Origin of the sequence: Streptomyces sp. NBC_00210 (genome assembly GCF_045160975.1) — a bacterium.
GTDB lineage: Bacteria > Actinomycetota > Actinomycetes > Streptomycetales > Streptomycetaceae > Streptomyces.
In genome coordinates this window covers 4180778-4200377 of sequence record NZ_CP108120.1, presented here as the reverse complement: position 1 = coordinate 4200377, position 19600 = coordinate 4180778, and the positions used below count along the sequence as shown (strand labels likewise).

At 71.4% G+C, this 19600-nt stretch carries 20 protein-coding genes; 10 read left to right on the top strand and 10 right to left on the bottom strand.

Going from position 1 to position 19600, the window contains the following annotated elements:
* Nucleotides 1-36 precede the first annotated feature (36 nt).
* The 3 genes from OG729_RS18980 to OG729_RS18970 all read right to left on the bottom strand — a co-directional run bounded on the left by OG729_RS18980 (nucleotide 37) and on the right by OG729_RS18970 (nucleotide 3944).
* Nucleotides 37-2004, bottom strand: a complete 1968-nt coding sequence (locus OG729_RS18980; RefSeq protein WP_405807238.1) for an FUSC family protein — start codon at nucleotides 2002-2004, stop codon at nucleotides 37-39.
* Between the two features lie 52 nt (nucleotides 2005-2056).
* Nucleotides 2057-3070, bottom strand: a complete 1014-nt coding sequence (locus OG729_RS18975) for an endonuclease/exonuclease/phosphatase family protein (RefSeq protein ID WP_360877456.1) — start codon at nucleotides 3068-3070, stop codon at nucleotides 2057-2059.
* 163 nt (nucleotides 3071-3233) lie between these two features.
* The gene (locus tag OG729_RS18970) at nucleotides 3234-3944 is read right to left on the bottom strand and encodes a TetR/AcrR family transcriptional regulator C-terminal domain-containing protein (protein WP_405807236.1); all 711 of its coding nucleotides are present in this window, start codon (nucleotides 3942-3944) and stop codon (nucleotides 3234-3236) included.
* Nucleotides 3945-4162: 218 nt separating this feature from the next.
* Between OG729_RS18970 and OG729_RS18965 the strand changes: the two genes are divergently transcribed.
* Nucleotides 4163-4972, top strand: a complete 810-nt coding sequence (locus OG729_RS18965; protein WP_360877450.1) for an MBL fold metallo-hydrolase — start codon at nucleotides 4163-4165, stop codon at nucleotides 4970-4972.
* A gap of 54 nt (nucleotides 4973-5026) precedes the next feature.
* Here OG729_RS18965 and OG729_RS18960 read toward each other — a convergent pair whose 3' ends face one another.
* A complete protein-coding gene (locus OG729_RS18960; RefSeq protein ID WP_405807234.1) occupies nucleotides 5027-5893 on the bottom strand; it encodes a hypothetical protein in 867 nt (288 codons plus the stop codon).
* Between the two features lie 230 nt (nucleotides 5894-6123).
* On the opposite strand from OG729_RS18960, the gene OG729_RS18955 reads away from it, so the two are divergent.
* On the top strand, nucleotides 6124-6501 hold the full coding sequence (locus OG729_RS18955) for a hypothetical protein (RefSeq protein ID WP_360877444.1): 378 nt from the start codon (nucleotides 6124-6126) through the stop codon (nucleotides 6499-6501).
* Between the two features lie 137 nt (nucleotides 6502-6638).
* Nucleotides 6639-7715 carry a MerR family transcriptional regulator gene (locus OG729_RS18950; protein ID WP_405807233.1) on the top strand — a complete coding sequence of 359 codons (1077 nt, stop codon included), beginning with the start codon at nucleotides 6639-6641 and terminating at the stop codon, nucleotides 7713-7715.
* A 78-nt stretch (nucleotides 7716-7793) separates the two neighbouring features.
* Here the strand turns inward: OG729_RS18950 and OG729_RS18945 are convergent, their stop codons facing one another.
* Together OG729_RS18945 and OG729_RS18940 are read right to left on the bottom strand one after the other, a co-directional pair.
* A complete protein-coding gene (locus tag OG729_RS18945; RefSeq protein WP_405807232.1) occupies nucleotides 7794-8390 on the bottom strand; it encodes an FMN reductase in 597 nt (198 codons plus the stop codon).
* A 5-nt stretch (nucleotides 8391-8395) separates the two neighbouring features.
* On the bottom strand, nucleotides 8396-9475 hold the full coding sequence (locus OG729_RS18940; protein ID WP_405807230.1) for an LLM class flavin-dependent oxidoreductase: 1080 nt from the start codon (nucleotides 9473-9475) through the stop codon (nucleotides 8396-8398).
* 140 nt (nucleotides 9476-9615) lie between these two features.
* Between OG729_RS18940 and OG729_RS18935 the strand changes: the two genes are divergently transcribed.
* A complete protein-coding gene (locus OG729_RS18935; RefSeq protein ID WP_405807229.1) occupies nucleotides 9616-9750 on the top strand; it encodes a DUF6126 family protein in 135 nt (44 codons plus the stop codon).
* A gap of 70 nt (nucleotides 9751-9820) precedes the next feature.
* On the opposite strand, the gene OG729_RS18930 is transcribed toward OG729_RS18935, so the two are convergent.
* Both OG729_RS18930 and OG729_RS18925 read right to left on the bottom strand, forming a co-directional pair.
* Entirely contained in the window at nucleotides 9821-10606 is a 786-nt protein-coding gene (locus tag OG729_RS18930; RefSeq protein WP_360877432.1) for a hypothetical protein, read from the bottom strand.
* 29 nt (nucleotides 10607-10635) lie between these two features.
* Entirely contained in the window at nucleotides 10636-10968 is a 333-nt protein-coding gene (locus OG729_RS18925) for a hypothetical protein (protein ID WP_405807227.1), read from the bottom strand.
* Nucleotides 10969-11347: 379 nt separating this feature from the next.
* Here OG729_RS18925 and OG729_RS18920 point away from each other — a divergent pair, with 379 nt between their 5' ends.
* The 5 genes from OG729_RS18920 to OG729_RS18900 all read left to right on the top strand — a co-directional run bounded on the left by OG729_RS18920 (nucleotide 11348) and on the right by OG729_RS18900 (nucleotide 16021).
* Nucleotides 11348-13378 (top strand): FAD-dependent oxidoreductase, encoded by a 2031-nt coding sequence (locus tag OG729_RS18920; protein ID WP_405807226.1) that lies wholly within the window; start codon nucleotides 11348-11350, stop codon nucleotides 13376-13378.
* A 32-nt stretch (nucleotides 13379-13410) separates the two neighbouring features.
* Nucleotides 13411-13944, top strand: a complete 534-nt coding sequence (locus OG729_RS18915; protein ID WP_360877424.1) for a PadR family transcriptional regulator — start codon at nucleotides 13411-13413, stop codon at nucleotides 13942-13944.
* A gap of 337 nt (nucleotides 13945-14281) precedes the next feature.
* On the top strand, nucleotides 14282-14464 hold the full coding sequence (locus OG729_RS18910; protein ID WP_360877421.1) for a hypothetical protein: 183 nt from the start codon (nucleotides 14282-14284) through the stop codon (nucleotides 14462-14464).
* A gap of 47 nt (nucleotides 14465-14511) precedes the next feature.
* A complete protein-coding gene (locus OG729_RS18905; protein ID WP_405807224.1) occupies nucleotides 14512-15168 on the top strand; it encodes a class I SAM-dependent methyltransferase in 657 nt (218 codons plus the stop codon).
* A gap of 34 nt (nucleotides 15169-15202) precedes the next feature.
* On the top strand, nucleotides 15203-16021 hold the full coding sequence (locus OG729_RS18900; RefSeq protein ID WP_405807223.1) for an MOSC domain-containing protein: 819 nt from the start codon (nucleotides 15203-15205) through the stop codon (nucleotides 16019-16021).
* 56 nt (nucleotides 16022-16077) lie between these two features.
* Here the strand turns inward: OG729_RS18900 and OG729_RS18895 are convergent, their stop codons facing one another.
* Nucleotides 16078-17388 (bottom strand): phosphoribosyltransferase family protein, encoded by a 1311-nt coding sequence (locus OG729_RS18895; protein WP_360877483.1) that lies wholly within the window; start codon nucleotides 17386-17388, stop codon nucleotides 16078-16080.
* A gap of 1 nt (nucleotide 17389) precedes the next feature.
* On the opposite strand from OG729_RS18895, the gene OG729_RS18890 reads away from it, so the two are divergent.
* A complete protein-coding gene (locus OG729_RS18890; RefSeq protein ID WP_360877480.1) occupies nucleotides 17390-18256 on the top strand; it encodes an HAD-IIA family hydrolase in 867 nt (288 codons plus the stop codon).
* Between the two features lie 199 nt (nucleotides 18257-18455).
* Here the strand turns inward: OG729_RS18890 and OG729_RS18885 are convergent, their stop codons facing one another.
* Nucleotides 18456-19538 (bottom strand): magnesium and cobalt transport protein CorA, encoded by a 1083-nt coding sequence (locus tag OG729_RS18885; protein ID WP_405807222.1) that lies wholly within the window; start codon nucleotides 19536-19538, stop codon nucleotides 18456-18458.
* Nucleotides 19539-19600: the final 62 nt, after the last annotated feature.

Below are 19600 nucleotides of genomic sequence, written 5' to 3'. Positions count from 1 at the left end.
GTGATCCCGAGCGACTCGGTCACCCTGACCGACCTGTCACCCCGGCTGCTCCGGTGACGCAATCGCTCTCGCCGCCTGGACCTCCCGCCGCAGTGGGCCCAGCACCCCCTCGTCGCCCCCCGTCAGCTCCGCACTGACCTCGACCAGCACCTCGCTGCTCCGCAACCCCGCCGCCAGCTCCCGCAGCTGCTGCTCGATCTCATCGACCTCCGACCGCGTCGGCGGCTGGGCGCCATGGTTGACCCGGACGCGGGCCGCCGTCGTCGCGTCCACGACGCGTTCGACGGCGACGACCAGCGGCCACCATGCCGCCGCCCGCGCGCCCACCGGCGGCGGTTCGGTCAGCGCGCGCTGGAACTCCGAGCGCACCGACGACAGATCGCGGTAGATCCGCCGCCGTCTGCGCACCCGCTCCCCCTGGTCCTCCCCCGACGGGGATCCGAACGCGTACGCCACATACCCCGCCGCGTCCTCCACCGCCGTCGCCAGCCGGTCGCCGACGCGCGTGTGCCAGCTCTCCGGCCAGAGCAGATAGCCCGCGACCAGCGCGATCGCGCAGCCTATGAGGCTGTCCACCAGCCGGGGCAGGACCAGGTGGAATCCCTGGTGGTTGAGGACGTCGGAGAGCAGCAGGATCACCGGGGTGATGGCCGCGGTCTGGAAGGCGTACCCCTTCGCGGAGAACGCGGGGATGAGCGCCGCGAGGACCATCATCACCGGCACGTCCCACCACCCGCGCGGTACCTCGGAGAGCACCGCCGCCGCGACGAGCAGCCCCGCCGCCGTGCCGAGCGCACGCAGCACCGCCCGGGAGAAGACCGAGCCGAAGTCGGGCTTCATGACGAAGGTGACGGTGAGGGCGACCCAGTACGAGCGGGGCACGGGTACCAGCGAGACCAGCGACTGCGCGAGGCCGATGCAGAGCGCGAGCCGCAGCCCGTAGCGCCAGGAGGATTCGGAGAGCAGCGCGTTCCGGGCCCCGCGCCGGGCGCGGATGCCCAGTGCCGCGGGCCGCCCGAGCCGGTCGTCGACGTTGTACGGGTCGGGGTCCGGCTTGTGCACGACCACCGCGGCGTACCGCAGCGCGGCCTCCACGGCGCGGTCGGCCGGTCCCTCGGGCCGGGGCAGCTGCAGCTCGGGGGCCTCGCTGCGGCCCTTGTCGACCGCGTCCGCCAAGTCCCGTACCGCCTGGGCGATTTCGGGCCGCCGCGAGGCCCGCCCGTGCAGATGCGCCGCCGCGGCCGCCTCGACCAGCGGGATGAGCACGTTCAACTGCGCGAGCAGTCGCACGAGCGGGCTGCGCCGCCCGTGTTCGCCGGCCCGCCGGGCGAGGATCAGGTCGTAGGAGGTGTTCAGGGAGTCGGTGACGGCCTGGCGCCTGTCGTCGTACGCCGAAGTGCCCGCGGCCGCCAGCAGATCGGCGACGCTGCGGTACGCACCGGCGACCGCGGCCCGCTCCGGCTCCCGGCCGCGCAGCGGCCAGGCCAGCAAGGTCAGTACGAGCACGAACATGCCGCCGAGCGTGAGCAGCAGCGGGGCCTTCCACCACGGCGCGGGCATCGGCAGCCCGGCGCCCACTACCGCGTTGAGCAGGAGCAGCAGCCCGGACACGGACGCCACCGCGCCGATGGAGGAGATCATCCCGGAGACGAGCGCGACCAGGGTCAGCGCGGCGACCGCGAGCCAGCCGTCCCCGTACACGAGCGTGCCGAGCGTGACGCCGACGGCGCCGAAGAGCTGCGGGACCGCGATAGTGAAGATCCGCATCCGGTACGAGTCGGCGGTGTCGCTGATGACGCCCGAGAGCGCACCCATCGACACCAGCGCGCCGTACTGCGGCTGTCCGATCGCGAGCCCGACGGCGAGCGGCGCGGCCAGCGCGACGGCGGCACGTGCGACGGCGGCCCAGGGGATGGGCGCCGACTGCGGCAGCAGGCCCTTGAGCAGCCAGTCGGGTGGGGACAGCCGTCCCGCTCGCGTCTCCATGGTCAAGAGATGCCTCATGGAGGCGTACGGGAGCAAGTCCTGCGGGGTCGAAACCTTCAATCAGGACACGTCAGCGCGCGTCGTGCAGTTCGATCTCGACGAGCAGCGAGCGGTGGTCGGTGCTCGGCAGGTCCAGGAAGCGGGCCTTGCGCACCGAGAAGTCCTTGCTGACCAGCACATGGTCGATCTGCGTGCCGAGTGGGCGGCGGACGGTGGCCGGCCAGGACGGGGTGTGGGCCGCGCCCACGAGGGTGGCGCTGTCGCGCAGGCCGCCCGCGTCCAGGATCCGGCGGAACGCGGCATGGTCCTGAGTGGCGTTGAAGTCACCGGCGAGAAGGGTCGGCCGGCCCTTGACCTCGCGGGCGTAGGTACGCACCAGGCCGAGTTCCTTGCGCCAGTCGGCCACGCCGCCGGGGAAGGGCGGCAGCGGATGCACGAGCTGAAGGTTCACGGGGTGGCCGGCGACGACGGCCACCGCGCCGGGCATCGCCAGCGTGCTCTCGATCCCCGGGGCCGTGCGCAGCGGGTACTTGCTGAGGATCGCCGAGCCGGAGGCCGCGTTGCCCTCGACGACATTGCGGTACGGGTAGTCGGCGCGGGATGCCTTCGCCGCGAGCGCGTCCGAGCAGGCGCGGGCGCACTCCTGGACGAAGACGATGTCCGGTTGTTCGCGGCGGACGGCCGCGAGCAGCCCCTCGGTGGCGTAGCCGAACTCGAGGTTCGATGTGAGCACTTCGAGGCGGGCGACGACCCGGCCGGGCGGTTCGTCGGTGAGCCCGGTGTCGTACGGCCTGACGTACCAGCCGGTGACCGCGAGCACGGCGACCGCCCAGAACATGCCGGTGCGCCAGCGCGCGAGCAGGGCGAGCAGCAGCGCGGCCCCGGCCGGCACCAGCAGCCAGGGCAGGAAGGCCAGCAGCTGGGTCACGGGGGTGATGCCGTCGGTGTTCGCGGCGCGGCAGGCGGCGACCGCGCTGAGGCCGAGCAGGAGCAGCCCCGCCAGCCAGGCGGCGACGCGTCGGCCGCCCGCGGGGCGCACGTCCGGCTCGGCGGCCTGGGCCGACGTCGAGGTGGCGCTGTCCAAACCGGCCTCCGAGCCGAAGGTGTACGTAGTCCAGGGTGCGCGTGGCTGCGGCCGACGGGGGTGCGTGGCCGTGTGCGTGCCGCGTGGCCGAGGGTGTGCGTGTATGTCCGTCGACGTCAGTTTCGGCGACTTGGTTGCGGCTGTCGCGGCAATTCGCCGCAACTCACTCGGGGGCGTACCGGCGCAGCGCGCTGATCAGCAGTTCCACCCCGAAGGTGAACTCCGCCTCGTGGTCGATCTCCGCCAGCATCGGGGCCAGTCTGGCCACGGCGGGGAACCCCGACTTCTCCAGATGCTCTCTGCGCTCCTCCACCGCCGACTCCGCCTCCCCCTTGAACGCGGGCGAATGGAACTCCCGCAGCATCGAGCCGACCTGGAATGCGATGAGCAGCCGGAGGGCATGCACGGCGGCGGCCTCGTCGAAGCCGTGGTCGAGCAGGACGGACAGGGAGCAGTTGATGGTCGGGAGCGCTCCGGGGGAGGCGAGCTGGCGGGTGAGGACCAGCTCGCAGGCGCGCGGGTGACGCAGCGATGCGCGCCGGAAGCCGTGCGCGACCGAGCGGATGCCGTCCTCCCAGCCGGCGCCGGGCCGCCGGGACAGCTGCATCTCGGTGGTGATGTACTCCGTGACCCCGTCGAGGACGTCCGCCTTGCCGTCCACATGGTTGTAGAGCGACATCGCCTGCACACCGACGGCGGCAGCGAGTCGCCGCATGGAAAGGGCGTCCACGCCCTCGTCGTCGATGACTTCCAGAGCGGCCCGGATGATCCGCTCGCGGGACAGCGGTTCACGTGACAACGGACTCGCGGCCGCCGACCGGCGGGCCGATGTGCCGCGGTCCGTGGGGCGTTGACGGGTTGTTCCGTCAGACATCGCGGTGCTCCTGAGTGGGTTTCGCGGAGTCCGGTCCTACTCCTTGACGACTTACAGCGTAAGTGCTTCCCTCGGTTGCGGTACTTACGGCGTAAGTACGGAACGAATTGGCCTGGGGGGCCCGGAAGATGACGCAGGAAGCGCGCGAGGCTCTCGGCGCATCGATCGGCTCGGCCTCGCGCCGTTCCTCCCCCTCCCCGCGTAGCCGGAGTCACCGCATGTCCTGGCCCACCGTCCACCACCTCGACTGTGCCCCGATGCATCCCGTCGGCAACGCCCCGCTGGTCGCCCACTGCCTGCTGGTCGTCACGGGCAGCGGCCTTGTCCTCGTCGACACGGGCCTGGGCACCGCGGACGTGTCCGACCCGCGGCGGCTCGGGATGTTCTTCCGCAGGACCATGCGTCCGACGCTGGACCCGTCGCGTACGGCCTTTCACCAGATCCGGGCGCTTGGATACGACCCGTACGAGGTACGGGACATCGTCCTGACCCATCTCGACCTCGACCACGCGGGCGGTCTCGGCGACTTCCCCGACGCGCGGGTCCATGTGATGGCGGACGAGTACCGGGCGGCGATGCGGCGCGACACCCGCCTGGACGCCGGGCGCTATGTCACCGCGCAGTGGGGCCACGGCCCGCAGTGGGTCGTCCACGACACGGCGGACTCCACCTGGCACGGTTTCGCGGCGGCACGGGTGCTGCGCTCCCCCGACATCCTGCTGGTGCCGCTGCCGGGGCACACCCGGGGTCACTGCGCGGTGGCGGTCCAGCAGCCGGACCGGTGGCTGCTGCACGCGGGCGACGCGTACTTCTTCCACGGCGAACTGGACCTGCGCCGCCCCCGCTGCCCACGGCCGGTCGCCCTTCACCAGCGGCTGGTCGCGGAGAACCACGGCCAGCGGCTGATGCAGCTCGAGCGCCTGCGCGACCTGCGCCGGGCGGACCCGAGACTGATCCGTATCTTCTCGTCCCACGACGCGTACGAGTTCGCCCAACTCAGCGCGGAAAGTGTGAGTCCCTTGCGCTGACGGGCCGCGGATCCTTCCCACCTGCGCGGGACTCGGGGCGGTGCGAAGCTGCCGCTACAGGGGTGCGGGGGCGTCGGCCCGGGAACACACGACGGCCATCCGCCGCCCCCAGACCCACGCCAATGCCCCCACCGCCAGCCCCACCCACAACACCCACCACCCCGTTCTCAGCAACGTCGACGTCAGCTCGTCGTACACCGCCCCCGCCGCCGCCCGGTCCACGTCCGGCGGCAGGTCGTCGAGTGCCAGGCCCCGACCCACCGCGAGCGCGATCCGCAGGAGCACCGCGCCCGCGGAGAGCGCGAGGCCGAGCGTGGTCACGGTGCGGGCCCGGCGGGACGCGAGGAGCAGCGCGGACGACGCGAGCAGCAGGGTCGTGACCGGGAGCCAGACCCCGGCGAGCCGCAGGCCGTCGAAGACCTCCCGCGCCACCCCCAGCTCGTCGGACTCCAGGATCGTGATCCGCGTATGCCCGACCGGGATCTGTTCCGCGAACGGCACCCCGTCCTCGTCGAGCTGCCGCTTCACCTGCTCGATGACCGGCGCCAGATCCATGGAGACCGCGTCTTCGCGGTCACTGCTGAGCCCCTCCTCGACCGCCCTGTGGGCAGCCCGGTTCACCGTGTTCCATACGGCCCGGAAGGACTCCGTGCCGGAGAAGGAGACCACCGCCTCGTGCAGCAGATTCCGTACGCCCTCCCGATACGGACCCCCGTCGAACTTCTTCATCGCCTCGTCGGTGATCCGCGTGGCAACCGCGTTCTGCACCGCGGGGTCCGAGGCGAGCGGCTCCATCGCCGCGACGTACCCGTCGGTGTCGCCGATCTCCCGGTCCGCCCAGACGGCGAGCGCGCTCAGCGGAGTCAGCAGCGCCACGAGGACGATCAGCACCGCCGACACCGATGACAGGAAGCTCCGCACACCTCCAGGGAACGTGGGCGCCGAGGCGGGCGCGAGCGTTGCTCCGCCGACCGGGCGCCGACTGGCCGGGGCGGATCTGGCGGGGACCGGGCGCGGACCTGTCGCGGCCAGTCGGGGCCGATCGCGGCCCGGGAAGCAGCACGGGCTCGTACACCCGCTGACTTGCCACCCGGCCCGCCCGGGTGTGCTCTGAAAGAGGGACGCGGGGGACGCGAGGGAAGGAGCCCGCCATGGCCGCACAGCAAGCACTGCCCGCACTGCACCACGGTTCTCTCGGCTGGGCGATGCCCGTCACCCTGGGCGCGTTCTTCGGCTTCATGGCGGGGTTCCTCCGCCGCGAGGGAGCGCCCCTCGAGTGGGGCGACGTCCTCTACGGCGTGGTCGCGGGACTGGTCTTCGCGGCGGTGGCGTTCGGGTTCGGCCGCATCCAGCACGCACTGACGCCCGAGCTGCACGCCGGTGCGTACGGGGCGCTGACCGGCATCGCCCTCGGGTTCCTGCACAGCCTGACCGGGGTCAGCGTCCTGACGGCCGTGCTGACGGGGCTCCTCTTCGGCGGGATGATGCTCGTCGGGAGCTTCTACGTCTTCCACAACAGAGCGGACTGACCTGCGGGTTTCTGGTCCTCGCGCGGCCGCCGGATCCGATCCGGCGACCGCGCGCCACTGTATGTGTTGACCTTCTCCCCTGGGGAAGCTCCAGCATCGGCGGGGCCGGGCGAAGCGTCCGGTACGAGGAGGAGAGCATGGGTCTGCTGACCATCGGTGCGTTCGCCCGCGCATCCCGGCTGTCCGCCAAGGCACTGCGTCGCTATGACGAGCTGGGGCTGCTGCCGCCGGCCCGCGTCGACTCGTTCACCGGCTACCGGTACTACGACGAGACGCAGCTGGAACGGGCCCGGCTGGTGGCGTGGCTGCGGCGGATCGGGATGCCACTGGCCCGTATCCGGGACGTCTGCGACCTGTGCGCGACTGATGCGGCCGCGGCAGCCCGGGACATCCGGGCGTACTGGGCGCAGGTGGAGGCCGAGACCTCCGCGCGCCGCGATCTGGCCTCCTTCCTCGTCGACCAGCTGTCAGGGAAGGACACCGACACGATGTCTCAGCTCAGTGCACCTCTGGGAATCCGTTACGCCGCACGGTCGGACCGCGGACTCGTACGGGAGACCAACCAGGACGCCGCCTACGCCACCTCCCGACTGCTCGCCGTCGCCGACGGGTTCGGGGGCGAGGGCGGGCCCGCCAGCACGGCGGCGATAGATGCGCTCAAACCTCTGGAGGCCGAGGCGGCCGGGTCCGCCCGGATCGGCGATCTGCTCAACGCCCTTGAGGACGCGGTCCACCGGGCCAACGCCACGGTGAACGGCCTCGCCGACTCCGGTACGACGCTCACCGCGATGGTGTGGACCGGCTCCCAGCTGGCGCTCGTGCACATCGGGGACACACGCGCCTATCTGCTGCGCGGCGGGGAGTTCTTCCGGATCACCCATGACCACACCGTCGTGCAGTCGATGGTCGACGAGGGCAGTCTCAGCACCGAGGAGGCGGCGTCCCACCCCCAGCGGGCGATGCTGCTGCGGGCGCTCGACGGGAGCGAGGGGCTGGCCCGCCCCGATCTGCGGCTGCACGAGGCGCGGGACGGCGACCGGTATCTCCTGTGCTCCGACGGCCTGTTCACGGCGGTACCGGAGGCGGACGTACGGCGGTCCGTCGCCGCGGTCGCCGATCCGGACGAGGCCGTACGAGAACTGATCGCGCACGCCCATCGCGCGGGCGGCCCCGACAACATCGCGTGTGTCGTCGCCGATGTGGTGGCCGTCTGAGCGCGACCGCCTCCGCGGCTCTGAGCTGGCCGGCTCAGAGCCGTCGGGCGATCCTCGTCGACCCGTCCGCGGAGCCGATCAGCCGATCGCGGCCGCGTGCACCAGTTCGGGCGTGCGGGCAGCTCCGGCCGCCATCAGGCCCGCGAGCTCGCCGCCCGCACGCTCGATCCGCACCGGCAGGGTGTCGGTGAGCGTGTCGCCGCTCCCGCCCCAGTCCTCCGACGCCGCGTACACCGTCGTCGGCAGGACCAGCGCCCGCAGATAGGCGAAGAGCGGCCGCAGCGCGTGCTCGAGCACCAGCGAGTGACGTGCGGTGCCGCCCGTCGCCGCGATCAGCACCGGCTTCCCGGTGAGCGCGTCCGGCTCGATCAGGTCGAAGAAGGACTTGAACAGCCCGCTGTACGAGGCCTTGAAGACGGGCGTCACGGCGATCAGGCCGTCCGCCTCAGTCACCGCCTCGATGGCCTCGCCGAGCGCCGGCGCGGGGAATCCGGTCACCAGGTGGTTGGCGATGGGCACGGCCAGCTCACGCAGCTCGACGACGCGTACCTGAACCTCCACGTCCCGCTCGGCGAGAGTGCCGCGTACGGCTTCCGTCAGCCGGTCCGCCAGCAAGCGGGTCGACGACGGCACGCTCAGCCCGGCCGATACCGCCACCAGCTTCAGCGTCCTCACGGTGATCAAGCCTCCTTGTTCGGCTGCAGGGCCGGGTGGAGCGGGGCGGTCTCCGGCACACCGGCCGGCCGCAGGTTCGCGAACTCCTTGCGCAGCACCGGTACGACCTCCTCGCCGAGGAGGTCGAGCTGCTCCAGGACCGTCTTCAGCCCAAGTCCCGCGTGGTCCATCAGGAAGAGCTGGCGCTGGTAGTCGCCGACGGACTCACGGAAGCCGAGGGTCCGCTCGATGACCTCCTGCGGGGAGCCGACGGTCAGCGGGGTCTGCTCGGTGAAGTCCTCCAGCGAGGGGCCGTGCCCGTACACCGGTGCGTTGTCGAAGTAGGGCCGGAACTCGGCGATCGCGTCCTGGGAGTTCTTCCGCATGAAGACCTGTCCGCCCAGGCCGACGATGGCCTGCTCGGCCGTGCCGTGCCCGTAGTGCGCGTACCGCTGCCGGTAGAGGTCGACCATCTTCCTGGTGTGCTCCATCGGCCAGAAGATGTTGTTGTGGAAGAAGCCGTCGCCGTAGTAGGCGGCCTGCTCGGCGATCTCGGGGGAGCGGATGGAGCCGTGCCAGACGAACGGCGGGACCCCGTCCAGCGGCCGCGGCGTCGAGGTGAAGGACTGCAGCGGCGTACGGAACTTGCCCTCCCAGTCCACGACGTCCTCCCTCCACAGCCTGTGGAGGAGTGCGTAGTTCTCGATGGCGAGCGGGAGGCCGTGGCGGATGTCCTGGCCGAACCACGGGTAGACCGGTCCGGTGTTGCCGCGCCCCATCATCAGGTCGACCCGGCCGTCGGCCAGGTGCTGCAGCATCGCGTAGTCCTCGGCGATCTTCACCGGGTCGTTGGTGGTGATCAGCGTGGTCGAGGTGGAGAGGATCAGCCGCTCCGTCCGGGCGGCTATGTGCCCGAGGATCGTCGTCGGGGACGACGGGACGAATGGCGGGTTGTGGTGCTCACCGGTCGCGAATACGTCGAGTCCGACCTCCTCGGCCTTGTGCGCGATGGCGATCATCGCCTTGATCCGCTCGTGCTCGCTCGGCGTACGGCCGGTGGTCGGGTCGGTCGTGACGTCGCCGACCGTGAAGATGCCGAACTGCATATGAGCTCACCTCTCGGGGTCTGAAATGCCTTCGGGTCCAGTTGGTTGAATATTGAACCAAACCCTACAACGGCAACCCCCCTCGCCCTATTCCGGGTGCTCGTACCCTGGTGCGAGGGCACATACGGAACGGAGCTGTGGTGAGCGAGAGCGAGAGCGAGAGCTGGAAGGAGCGCGGCGTCGCGCTGCGCGTCTTCGTCTATATCTTCGCGACGCACCTCTTCGCAGGATTTGTGTATCTGCTCTTCTACGTCGGGGAGCACGCGCACAAGTGAGCCGCCGGGCCGGGCGGCCGCGCGGCGCCGGGCAGGCGGCCGTGGACCGAACCGCCCGGACGGCCGTCGGTCAGCCCTTCCCCGCGGCACTCGCGAACAGCTGGCGGAAGGCGTCCGCCGACTCCGAGCCCGACCGCCCGAAGGGCGCGTCGAAGTCCCAGACCAGGAAGAGCAGAAAGGCGATCAGGGCGCTGAAGAGGCCCGCAAGCAGCAGCTCCCGGGACGTGCCGCCGATCTGCAGAGTGAAGATCAGGCCGACTGTCACCAGCGCCCCGGTGATCAGGCCGAACCACACGACGCCCGGCAGTGTCGCCCCGGCGTTCTGTGCCCGGGCGTTGCGCGCGTCGTCGGCGACGGCGACCTGGTCGAGCAGTGGCTGATAGGCCTGCGCCTCCAGCTCGTCGGCCGGGGCCCGCTCCGCGATGTCGGCCCGTACCGCGCCGAGCAACTGCGCACCCCGGTCGGGCAGTTCCCTGTTGTCGACCATCCTCGGCCACTCCTGGTGGACCACATGGGAGACGTACCGGTCGATGTCCGCACGGATGCGCTGCTGGACGCGAGTGGGGTAGACCTGGGCACGCTGGGTGACCTCGTGCAGCGCCTGTGCCTCGCGGCGTACGTCGTCCTGCGCGGCGCTGCGCGCCTCCCAGACGCCCGCGATGGCCAGACCGAGCACGATCGCGTACACGACGCCGACCATCATCGTCATGTACTCGAGGACGTCAGGGGTCTCGGCGCCGTCCTCCTCGTCGGGTGTCCCGGCCCGGTGCAGCCTGTGCTGCCTGAGCAGCGTGATGACAAGGACGACGGCGCAGGCGGCGGCCATCGCGGCAGCCAGGACCAGCCATTCAGACATGAGGGATCTCCGAAGGGTGTGGTGTGTGTTCAGGCGCGGCCGCGCCGGGGCCGCAGCATCGCCGCGGCGAGTACGGCGGGGGTGGTGGTCACCAGCATCAGGACGACGAGGGAGGTCCCGGCGGGTTCCGGCTTCCCGGACGCCGGCCGGTAGTTGCGTACGGCGCTGACGCGCGGTGGCGCGGGGGCCGCCGCCTTGGGGCTCGTCGCAGGGGCCGCGGGCTGCGAAGCAGCCGGCTCGGGAGGGGGCTGGGGGGTCTTGACGGGCCGTTCGGCCGGGGGCGTCGGCGTCGGTGCCGGAGTGCTGGGCGGCACCGGAGCCGGAGCCGGGGGCACGGGCTGTGCCGGCGTCGGCGTGGGCACCGGAGTCGGGCTCGGCGGGGGCGGGGGCGAGGGTGGGGGCGACGGCGGGCACTCGCAGTAGAGCGACACCGACAGTGATACGGATGCCGGTGCCACTAGCGACACCGATAAATCGGCCCCACCGCACGCAGAAATGCCGATGCCGATCCCGGCCCCCTGCGAGCCGAGAATCGCCGCGATCCCCAGTGCGCTCAACTGCTGCCATCCCGCCACAACCGGCACGTTATGGGCGCGCAACGGGCTCGGGGGAGGGTCGGGCTGGCTCATCACCCGTACGGATGATCAGCACACTTGTCGGACTGTGATTTTGCACCTTGTTGCAAAATGGGATCGCGGGCGCTAGAACTGGTGCGACGACCCCGCCCGAGGAGGCGCCCCGATGAGCACGACGAGCCCCTACCCGCACCTGCTGAGCCCGCTCGATCTCGGGTTCACCACCCTCCCCAACCGCGTGCTCATGGGCTCCATGCACGTCGGTCTCGAAGAGGCGGAGAACGGCTTCGAGCGGATGGCCGCCTTCTACGCAGAGCGCGCGCGTGGCGGCGTCGGCCTCATCGTGACCGGCGGCATCGCCCCCAACGACCGGGGCCGTCCGTACGAAGGCGGCGCCAGGCTCACCACCGAGGCCGAGGCGGCGAAGCACCGGACCGTCACCGACGCCGTGCACGCCGAGGGCGGCCGGATCGCGATGCAGATCCTGCACTTCGGCCGGTACGCGTACCACGCCGATCTTGTCGCGCCGAGTGCCATCCAGGCCCCCATCAGCCCCTTCGTCCCGCACGCCCTGACCGACGCAGAGGTCGAGGAGACGATCGAGGACTACGTACGGGCGGCAGGGCTCGCGCAGTCCGCGGGCTACGACGGTGTCGAGATCATGGGCTCCGAGGGCTACTTCATCAACGAGTTCATCGCGAGCGCCACCAACCACCGCACCGACCGCTGGGGCGGCTCGTACGAGAACCGGATCAGGCTCCCGCTGGAGATCGTCCGCCGTACGCGCGAGCGCGTCGGCCCCGACTTCATCCTCATCTACCGCCTCTCCATGCTGGACCTGGTGCCCGGCGGCTCCTCGCTCGAAGAGGTGATCACGCTCGCCAAGGAGATCGAGGCGGCCGGAGCGACGATCATCAATACCGGGATCGGCTGGCACGAGGCCCGTATCCCCACCATCGCGACCTCGGTGCCGCGTGGCGCGTACACCTGGGTGACCAAGAAGCTGATGGGGTCGGTCTCGGTCCCGCTGGTGACCAGCAACCGCATCAACACCCCCGAGATCGCGGAGCAGTTGCTCGCCGACGGCCGCGCGGACATGGTGTCGCTGGCCCGGCCGTTCCTCGCCGACCCCGACTTCGTCGCCAAGGCGAAGGCGGACCGCGCGGACACCATCAACACCTGCATCGGCTGCAACCAGGCCTGCCTGGACCACACCTTCAGCGGGAAACTCACCTCCTGCCTGGTCAACCCGCGCGCCTGCCACGAGACCGAGCTGGTCCTGTCCCCGACCCGGCGGCGCAAGCGCGTCGCCGTGATCGGCGCGGGTCCTGCCGGGCTCGCCTGCGCGGTCGCGGCGGCCGAGCGCGGGCACGAGGTCACGCTCTTCGACGCCGCGGACGAGATCGGCGGCCAGCTGAACGTCGCCAAGCGGATCCCTGGCAAGGAAGAGTTCGACGAGACGCTGCGCTACTACCGTACGCAGCTCGAACTGCGGGGCGTGGAGGTCCGGTTGGGGACGCGGGTCGCCACCGAGGACCTCACGGCCGACGCGTACGACGAGATCGTGGTGGCCACCGGCGTCACGCCCCGGACCCCCGAGATCGACGGCGTCGACCACCCGAGCGTCGTCAGCTATCTCGACGTCCTGCGCGACGGGGCGCCGGTCGGCGAGCGCGTCGCGGTCATCGGCGCGGGCGGCATCGGCTTCGACGTCGCGGAGTTCCTGACCGACGGAGGTCAGGGCGCGAGCCTGGACGCCGGGACGTACTTCCGGCAGTGGGGTGTCGACACGGACTACAGCGCGCCGGGCGGGCTGATCGCGCCCGAGCGCCCGAAGCCGCCGCGCTCCGTCCATCTGTTGCAGCGCAAGACCAGCAAGGTCGGCGCGGGTCTCGGCAAGACGACGGGCTGGATCCACCGTACGGAGCTGAAGCACCGCGGGGTCACGATGACGGCCGGAGCGACGTACGAGCGGATCGACGACGAGGGCCTGCATGTCACGGTCGACGGCACGACGAGCGTGCTCCCCGTCGACACGGTGGTGCTGTGCACCGGCCAGGAGCCGCAGCGCGGTCTGTACGAGGAGCTGAGCGCCGCGGGCCGTTCGGTGCATCTGATCGGCGGCGCGGATGTGGCGGCCGAGCTGGACGCGAAGCGCGCGATCGACCAGGGCACGCGGCTCGCGGCGACACTGTGAGGCGCCGTCCTCGCCGTCCTTAGGATGCGCCCATGTCCCTCCAGCACGCGATCCTCACGGCTCTGCTCGAAAAGCCCTCTTCGGGCCTTGAGCTGACCCGGCGCTTCGACAAGTCGATCGGCTACTTCTGGTCGGCCACGCATCAGCAGATCTACCGCGAGCTGGGAAAACTGGAGCAGGCGGGCCACATCCGCGCGCTGCCGTCGGCGCAGCCGAGCCGCGGGCAGAAGAAGGAGTACGAGGTCCTGCCCGCGGGCCGCGAGGAGCTGACCGCGTGGGTCGCACGGCCGGAGGACCCCAAGCCGGCGCGCGACCCGCTGCTGCTGCGGCTGCGCGCGGCGGGCGTGGTGGGCAGCGCGGGTCTTGAGGCTGAGCTGGAGCGTCATCTGGCGCTGCACCGGCGGCAGTTGGAGCAGTATCTGGCGATTGAGGCGCACGATTTCCCGCCGGAGCGGCTGGTCACGGAGCAGGACAGGCTGCGGCATGTGGTGCTGAGGGGCGGGATCGAGCTGGAGACGTTCTGGACGAAGTGGCTGACGGAGGCACTGGCGGGGTTGCGGCCCTGACACGGCCGGGGCGGTCACTGAGGCCCGCGTGGGCCGCCGGTGGCGGCCGCGGATCTGCGGGGCCTGCGGGCGAGCCGCAGCTCGCCCGCTCGCACCCGCCGATGCGGGTCGGGCAGGGCCCGGGGAATGTGCGTCGGCAGGGTCCGGCGGTGCCGACTCCAGGGTTCTGCCCGTTTCCGTACGGAGCCGCCACGGTTGACGGCTCGCGCGCGCCGATGCGGTCGGGCGGCTGCGCGTGCGCGGACCGCGGGAGCCGACGTGGCGGCCCCGCGTCCGCCCGTCTCCGTACGGAGTACGCCGACGAGCGGCATCTGACGGACCGTGAGATTCTCGCCGGATGACAGATTCCTTGATCGCCGTCTTCTGTGCGGCCGCGCTCGCCCTCGTCCTGACCTCTGCTCTCCGCCTCTCCCGCGTCGGCAGCACCGACCCGTCCGACGAGGCGCGCTCCGTGACGCTCGCGCTGTACGGAGGCGTCGTCGCCGTCGTGACCCTGGGGTTGTTCATCGCCCTGGCGTGAGTCGGACCGTCGCCGGATTGTCAGTGGTGGCTGAGACGCTGGGTGTCATGACCGACCCCACTGCCTCGATCACCGACTACTGGGACGCCGCCGCGCCGGCCTTCGACGACGAAGCGGACCACGGCCTGCGCGCGGAGCCCACCCGCGCCGCGTGGTCCCGGCTCCTGCACTCGTGGCTGCCGTCCGCGCCGGCGAAGGTCCTCGACGTCGGCTGCGGCACCGGCTCCCTCTCCCTGCTCCTCGCCGCGGCCGGGCACGACGTCACCGGCGTCGATCTGTCCCCTCGCATGGTCGAAGCGGCGCGCACAAAGCTCCGGGCGGCCGGACTTGAGGCCGACTTCCTGGTCGGGGACGCGTCGATACCCCCGACCGGCGACCGGCGCTTCGACGTCCTGCTCTGCCGCCACCTGGTGTGGACGCTGCCCTCCCCCGAGGCCGCGCTGCGCGAGTGGGTCGGCCGTCTGCGCCCGGGCGGCCGGCTGCTGCTGGTCGAGGGCCGTTGGCGGGAGTCGGGCGAGAAGGGCGTGCCGTACGTGGCCGGGGCCGAAGCGCTGCCATGGCACGGCGGCATCGGGGCGGAGGCACTGGCCGCGGCGGTGCGTCCGCTGGTCACCGACCTGCGCATCGAACCACTGAGCGGCGACCCGGACTTGTGGGGCGGCCCGGTGACCGACGAGCGTTATGCCCTCATAGCCCGGGTCTGAGGGGCCGCGTCGCACGTCGAGTTACGCTGATGCGGTGTCCCGAGTGGTAGAGCTGACGACCTATCCCATCAAGGGATGCGCAGGCGTTCCGCTGACAGAGGCGTCGCTGACGGAGGCGGGTCTCGCCCACGACCGCAGCTTCATGGTGGTCGACGAGCGGGGAGTCTTCCGCAGCCAGCGCCGGGATCCACGTCTTGCGGTCGTACGGCCACACGTCACGGCCGGCGGAGAGCAACTCACGCTGGGCGCGCCGGATGCCGAGGACCTTCGGATCGACGTCGACCACACCTCCGCGAGAGTCGACGTGGAGCTGTTCGGCACGCCGTATCAGGGGATCGATCAAGGGGATACGGCGTCCGAGTGGCTGTCCGAGGTGCTCGGCAAACCGAGCAGGCTGGTGCGTGTGCCGCCCGAACACGGCCGTGTGACGGACGGGTTGACGCCGGGCACGTCCGGCTATGCCGACAGCAGCGCGGTCCACATCCTTTCGGTCTCCTCGTTGGAGAAGCTGAACCAGCGCATCGCGGCGTCGGGCGGCAGCCCGCTCGTCATGACCCGTTTTCGGCCCAACGTCGTTGTGGACGGCTGGGACGCCCCGCATCTCGAGGACCGGGCCCGCCGGATCAGTGTCGGGAACGCCGAGCTGGGATACGCGAAGCTCGCCATCCGTTGCGCGGTCACGCTGGTCGACCAGGCAAGCGGTGCCAAGGCGGGACCCGAGCCGCTGCGGACGCTTGCCGGCTATCGGCGGGCGGCGGAGGGCGGGGTCGCGTTCGGGTCGAATTTCTCCGTGCTGCGTACGGGCGAGCTCGCCGTGGGCGACGACGTGATCGTCACGGAGTGGGCCGACTGAGACGGGCCGACGACGGAATGCACTGCCATGCCCCCGTCACGGTGTCCGGCGGGCGCTCAGCCGTGCGGCTGTCCGACCGGTGCCACCAGGTGCATGGTGAACCAGTCGCGGGCGAGCTCGGCAACCCGGTCCAGGGTCCCCGGCTCCTCGAAGAGATGGGTGGCACGCGGTACGACCTCCAGGTGGCACTCGCAGCGCAGCTCCTGCATGGCCTGCCGATTGAGGTCGAGGACCCTGGTGTCGCGGCCGCCGACGATGAGGAGTGTGGGCGCGCGTACGTCGGCGAGGCGCGGCCCGGCGAGGTCGGGCCGGCCGCCGCGGGAGACGACGGCCCCGATGTCCGCCTCGCCCGTCCCGTTGCCGTCCGCCGCCGCGAAGGTGCCCGCGGCCAGCAGTGCCGCCGCGGCCCCGGTGCTCGCGCCGAAGTAGCCGATGCGAACGGGCTCGCGTTCCTGCAGCCAGCGGGTCGCGGCCGCGAGGCGCCTGGCCAGGGTCCCGATGTCGAAGACGTTCGCCCGGTCGGCCTCCTCCTCCACCGTGAGCAGGTCGAAGAGCAGGGTGCCCAGGCCCGCACGGTTCAGGGCCGCCGCCACGAGACGGTTGCGCGGGCTGTGGCGGCTGCTGCCGGAGCCGTGGGCGAACATCACGACCGCCCCGGCGCCCTCCGGCAGGTTCAGATCCCCGAGGAGCCGCACCCCGCCCGCGTCCACCTCGACCTCGGTCTCGACGGTTTCCCCGGCTGCCTCGGCGAGCAGGGCCGCCACCTCCTCGTCGGAGGTCTGGGAGAAGTCCTCGTACCACTCGCCGACCGCGCGGAACGCGCGCGGCGTGGCCAGGCACTCCACCTCGTCCGCCTCGGCGCGCAGCGAGTCGAGCGAGTCCGGCGGCGCCACCGGTACGGCAAGGACCACACGGGCCGCGCCCTGGGCCCGTACCACCTGGCACGCAGCCGCCGCCGTGGCGCCGGTCGCGATTCCGTCGTCCACGACGATCACGGTCCGGCCGCGCAGCGGCAGCCGCGGCCGATGGGCGCGGAACCGTCTCGCCTGCCGCGCCAGCTCCGCCTCTTCGGCCCGCTCGACCGTGGCGAGCTCCTCCCGCCTGGCCCTGCTGCGGCGGACGATGTCGTCGCTGATGACCCGCACCCCGCCCTCGCCGATGGCCCCGAAGCCGAGCTCCCGGTGGTAGGGCACGCCGAGCTTGCGGACCACGATCACATCGAGTGGTGCGCCGAGCGCCCGCGCGACCTGGAAGGCCACGGGCACTCCGCCCCGTGGCAAGCCCAGTACGACGGGTTTCTCGCCCTGCAGGTGCCGAAGCGCCTCGGCAAGTCGTCGTCCTGCATCCGTGCGGTCGGTGAAGAACACCATGGGTCACTCCCGCTTTCGTAATAACCCCATTTGTGGCTGTTTAGCAAGCGGGCGTCACGCCGACGGTACGGTCGTGCGCATGGAGCGAATCGGAGCGGTCCTGATCGACATCGACGGCGTGCTGACCGTGTCCTGGAAGCCGCTGCCCGGCGCCGTGGAGGCCATGGAACGGCTGCGCGCCGCAGGCCTCCCACTGGCGCTCGTCACCAACAACACGTCCCGGACGCGCGCCGTGATCGCCGAGCGGCTGGCCGGGGCGGGCTTTCCGGTCGAGGCCGACGACATCCTCACGGCACCGGCCGTGACCGCCGCGTATCTGCGCGAGCACTACCCGGGCGCCCGCTGCCTGCTGCTCAACAGCGGCGATGTGAGCGACGATCTCGACGGCGTGACCCTCCTCGACGAGGGGGACGGCGTGGCTCCGGACGTGGTCGTCCTCGGCGGCGCGGGGGACGAATTCACCTATGCGGCGCTCAACCGCGCCTTCCGTGAGCTGCAGCGCGGCGCCCGGCTGGTCGCCATGCACCGGAACCTGTACTGGCGTACGTCCCAGGGCCTCGACCTCGACACCGGAGCCTTCCTCCTGGGCCTGGAACGAGCGGCCCGCGTCGAGGCGGAGATCACGGGCAAACCCGCGTACGCGTTCTTCGCCACGGCCCTGGCGCGCCTGGGCGCCACGGCGTCCGAAGCCCTGATGGTGGGCGACGACATCGAGTCGGACGTCCTGGCGGCGCAGCGCAGCGGCATCACCGGTGTGCTGGTGAAGACGGGCAAGTATCTGCCTCAGACGCACGAAGCGGCCGACGGGACGCCGGACCATGTGCTCGATTCCTTCGCCGGCCTGCCGGGGCTGCTCGGGGTCTAACGGCTAGGCCCTGTCCGGCCGATCTTGCCGGGCTCGCGTGCCCTGGCGCGCGCATCTGCTGCGTTGTCGTCAGTCGCCTACGCTCCGCGTGGGCTCCTTCCTCCGCCTTGCATCTGCACGCACCAGACCCTCCCCCTACGCCCTGGGGGCGTGGGGGGGACCCCCACTCACTGATCCGGCCTGATCGACCGGACAGGACCTAGAGCCAGCCGTTGCGCCGGAAGCTGCGGTGGAGGACGAGGCAGGCGGTGGCCATGACGGCGAGGACCAGGGGGTAGCCGTAGGTCCAGCGCAGCTCCGGCATGTGCTCGAAGTTCATGCCGTACACGCCGCAGACCATCGTCGGTACGGCGATGATCGCCGCCCATGCGGTGATCTTGCGCATGTCCTCGTTCTGCGCGACGGTCACCTGCGCGAGGTGGGCCTGGAGGACCGAATCGAGCAGGGCGTCGAACGACGTGATCTGCTCGGTCACGCGCGCCAGGTGGTCGGCGACGTCACGGAAGTACGGCTGTATCTCCGGGCCGACCGCCGGCAGCGGCTGGTTGGCCAGGGCGTGCAGCGGCCGGTCCAGCGGCGCCACCGCGCGCTTGAGTTCCAGCAGCTCGCGCTTGAGCTGGTAGATCCGGCCCGCGTCGCCGCGACCCGCGTGCTCGCTGAAGACGGCCGTCTCGACGGCGTCGATGTCGTTCTGCACGGCGTCGGCGACGCTGAGGTACTCGTCGACGACATGGTCGGCTATGGCGTGCAGCACGGCGGCGGGACCCTTCGCCAGCTGCTCAGGAGTGTCCTCCAGGGCCTCCCGGAGCGGGCCGAGCGAACCGTGCCCGCCGTGCCGGACCGTGATCACGAAGTCCGGACCTGTGAAGATCATCAGCTCCCCGGTGTCCACCACCTCGCTGGTGGCGGTGAGCTCCTCGTGATCGACGTAGCGGCAGGTCTTGAAGACGGCGAAGAGCGTTTCTCCGTACCGCTCCACCTTGGGCCGCTGATGTGCGTGCACCGCGTCCTCGACGGCCAGCGGATGCAGCCCGAACAGCTCGGCGACCCCGGCGAACTCCGCCTCCGACGGCTCGTGCAGTCCGATCCAGACGAAGCCCCGGCCGGTCTTGCGGACCTGCCGCACGGCTTCGTCCGCGGGACCGGCCTCGGGCTGCCGTACGCCGTCCTCGTAGACCACGCAGTTCACGACCGTGCTGCCGAGTGGTGAGCGGGCCGGATGGCTCAGGTCCACCGTTTTGCGGTAGGCACGGCGCACAGCACGGCGGAGGTTGCGGATCATCGGCACGGCGGAGCTCCTTCGGACAACTGGCCGACCAGTGTGCCACCGCCGGTTGTCCGGGC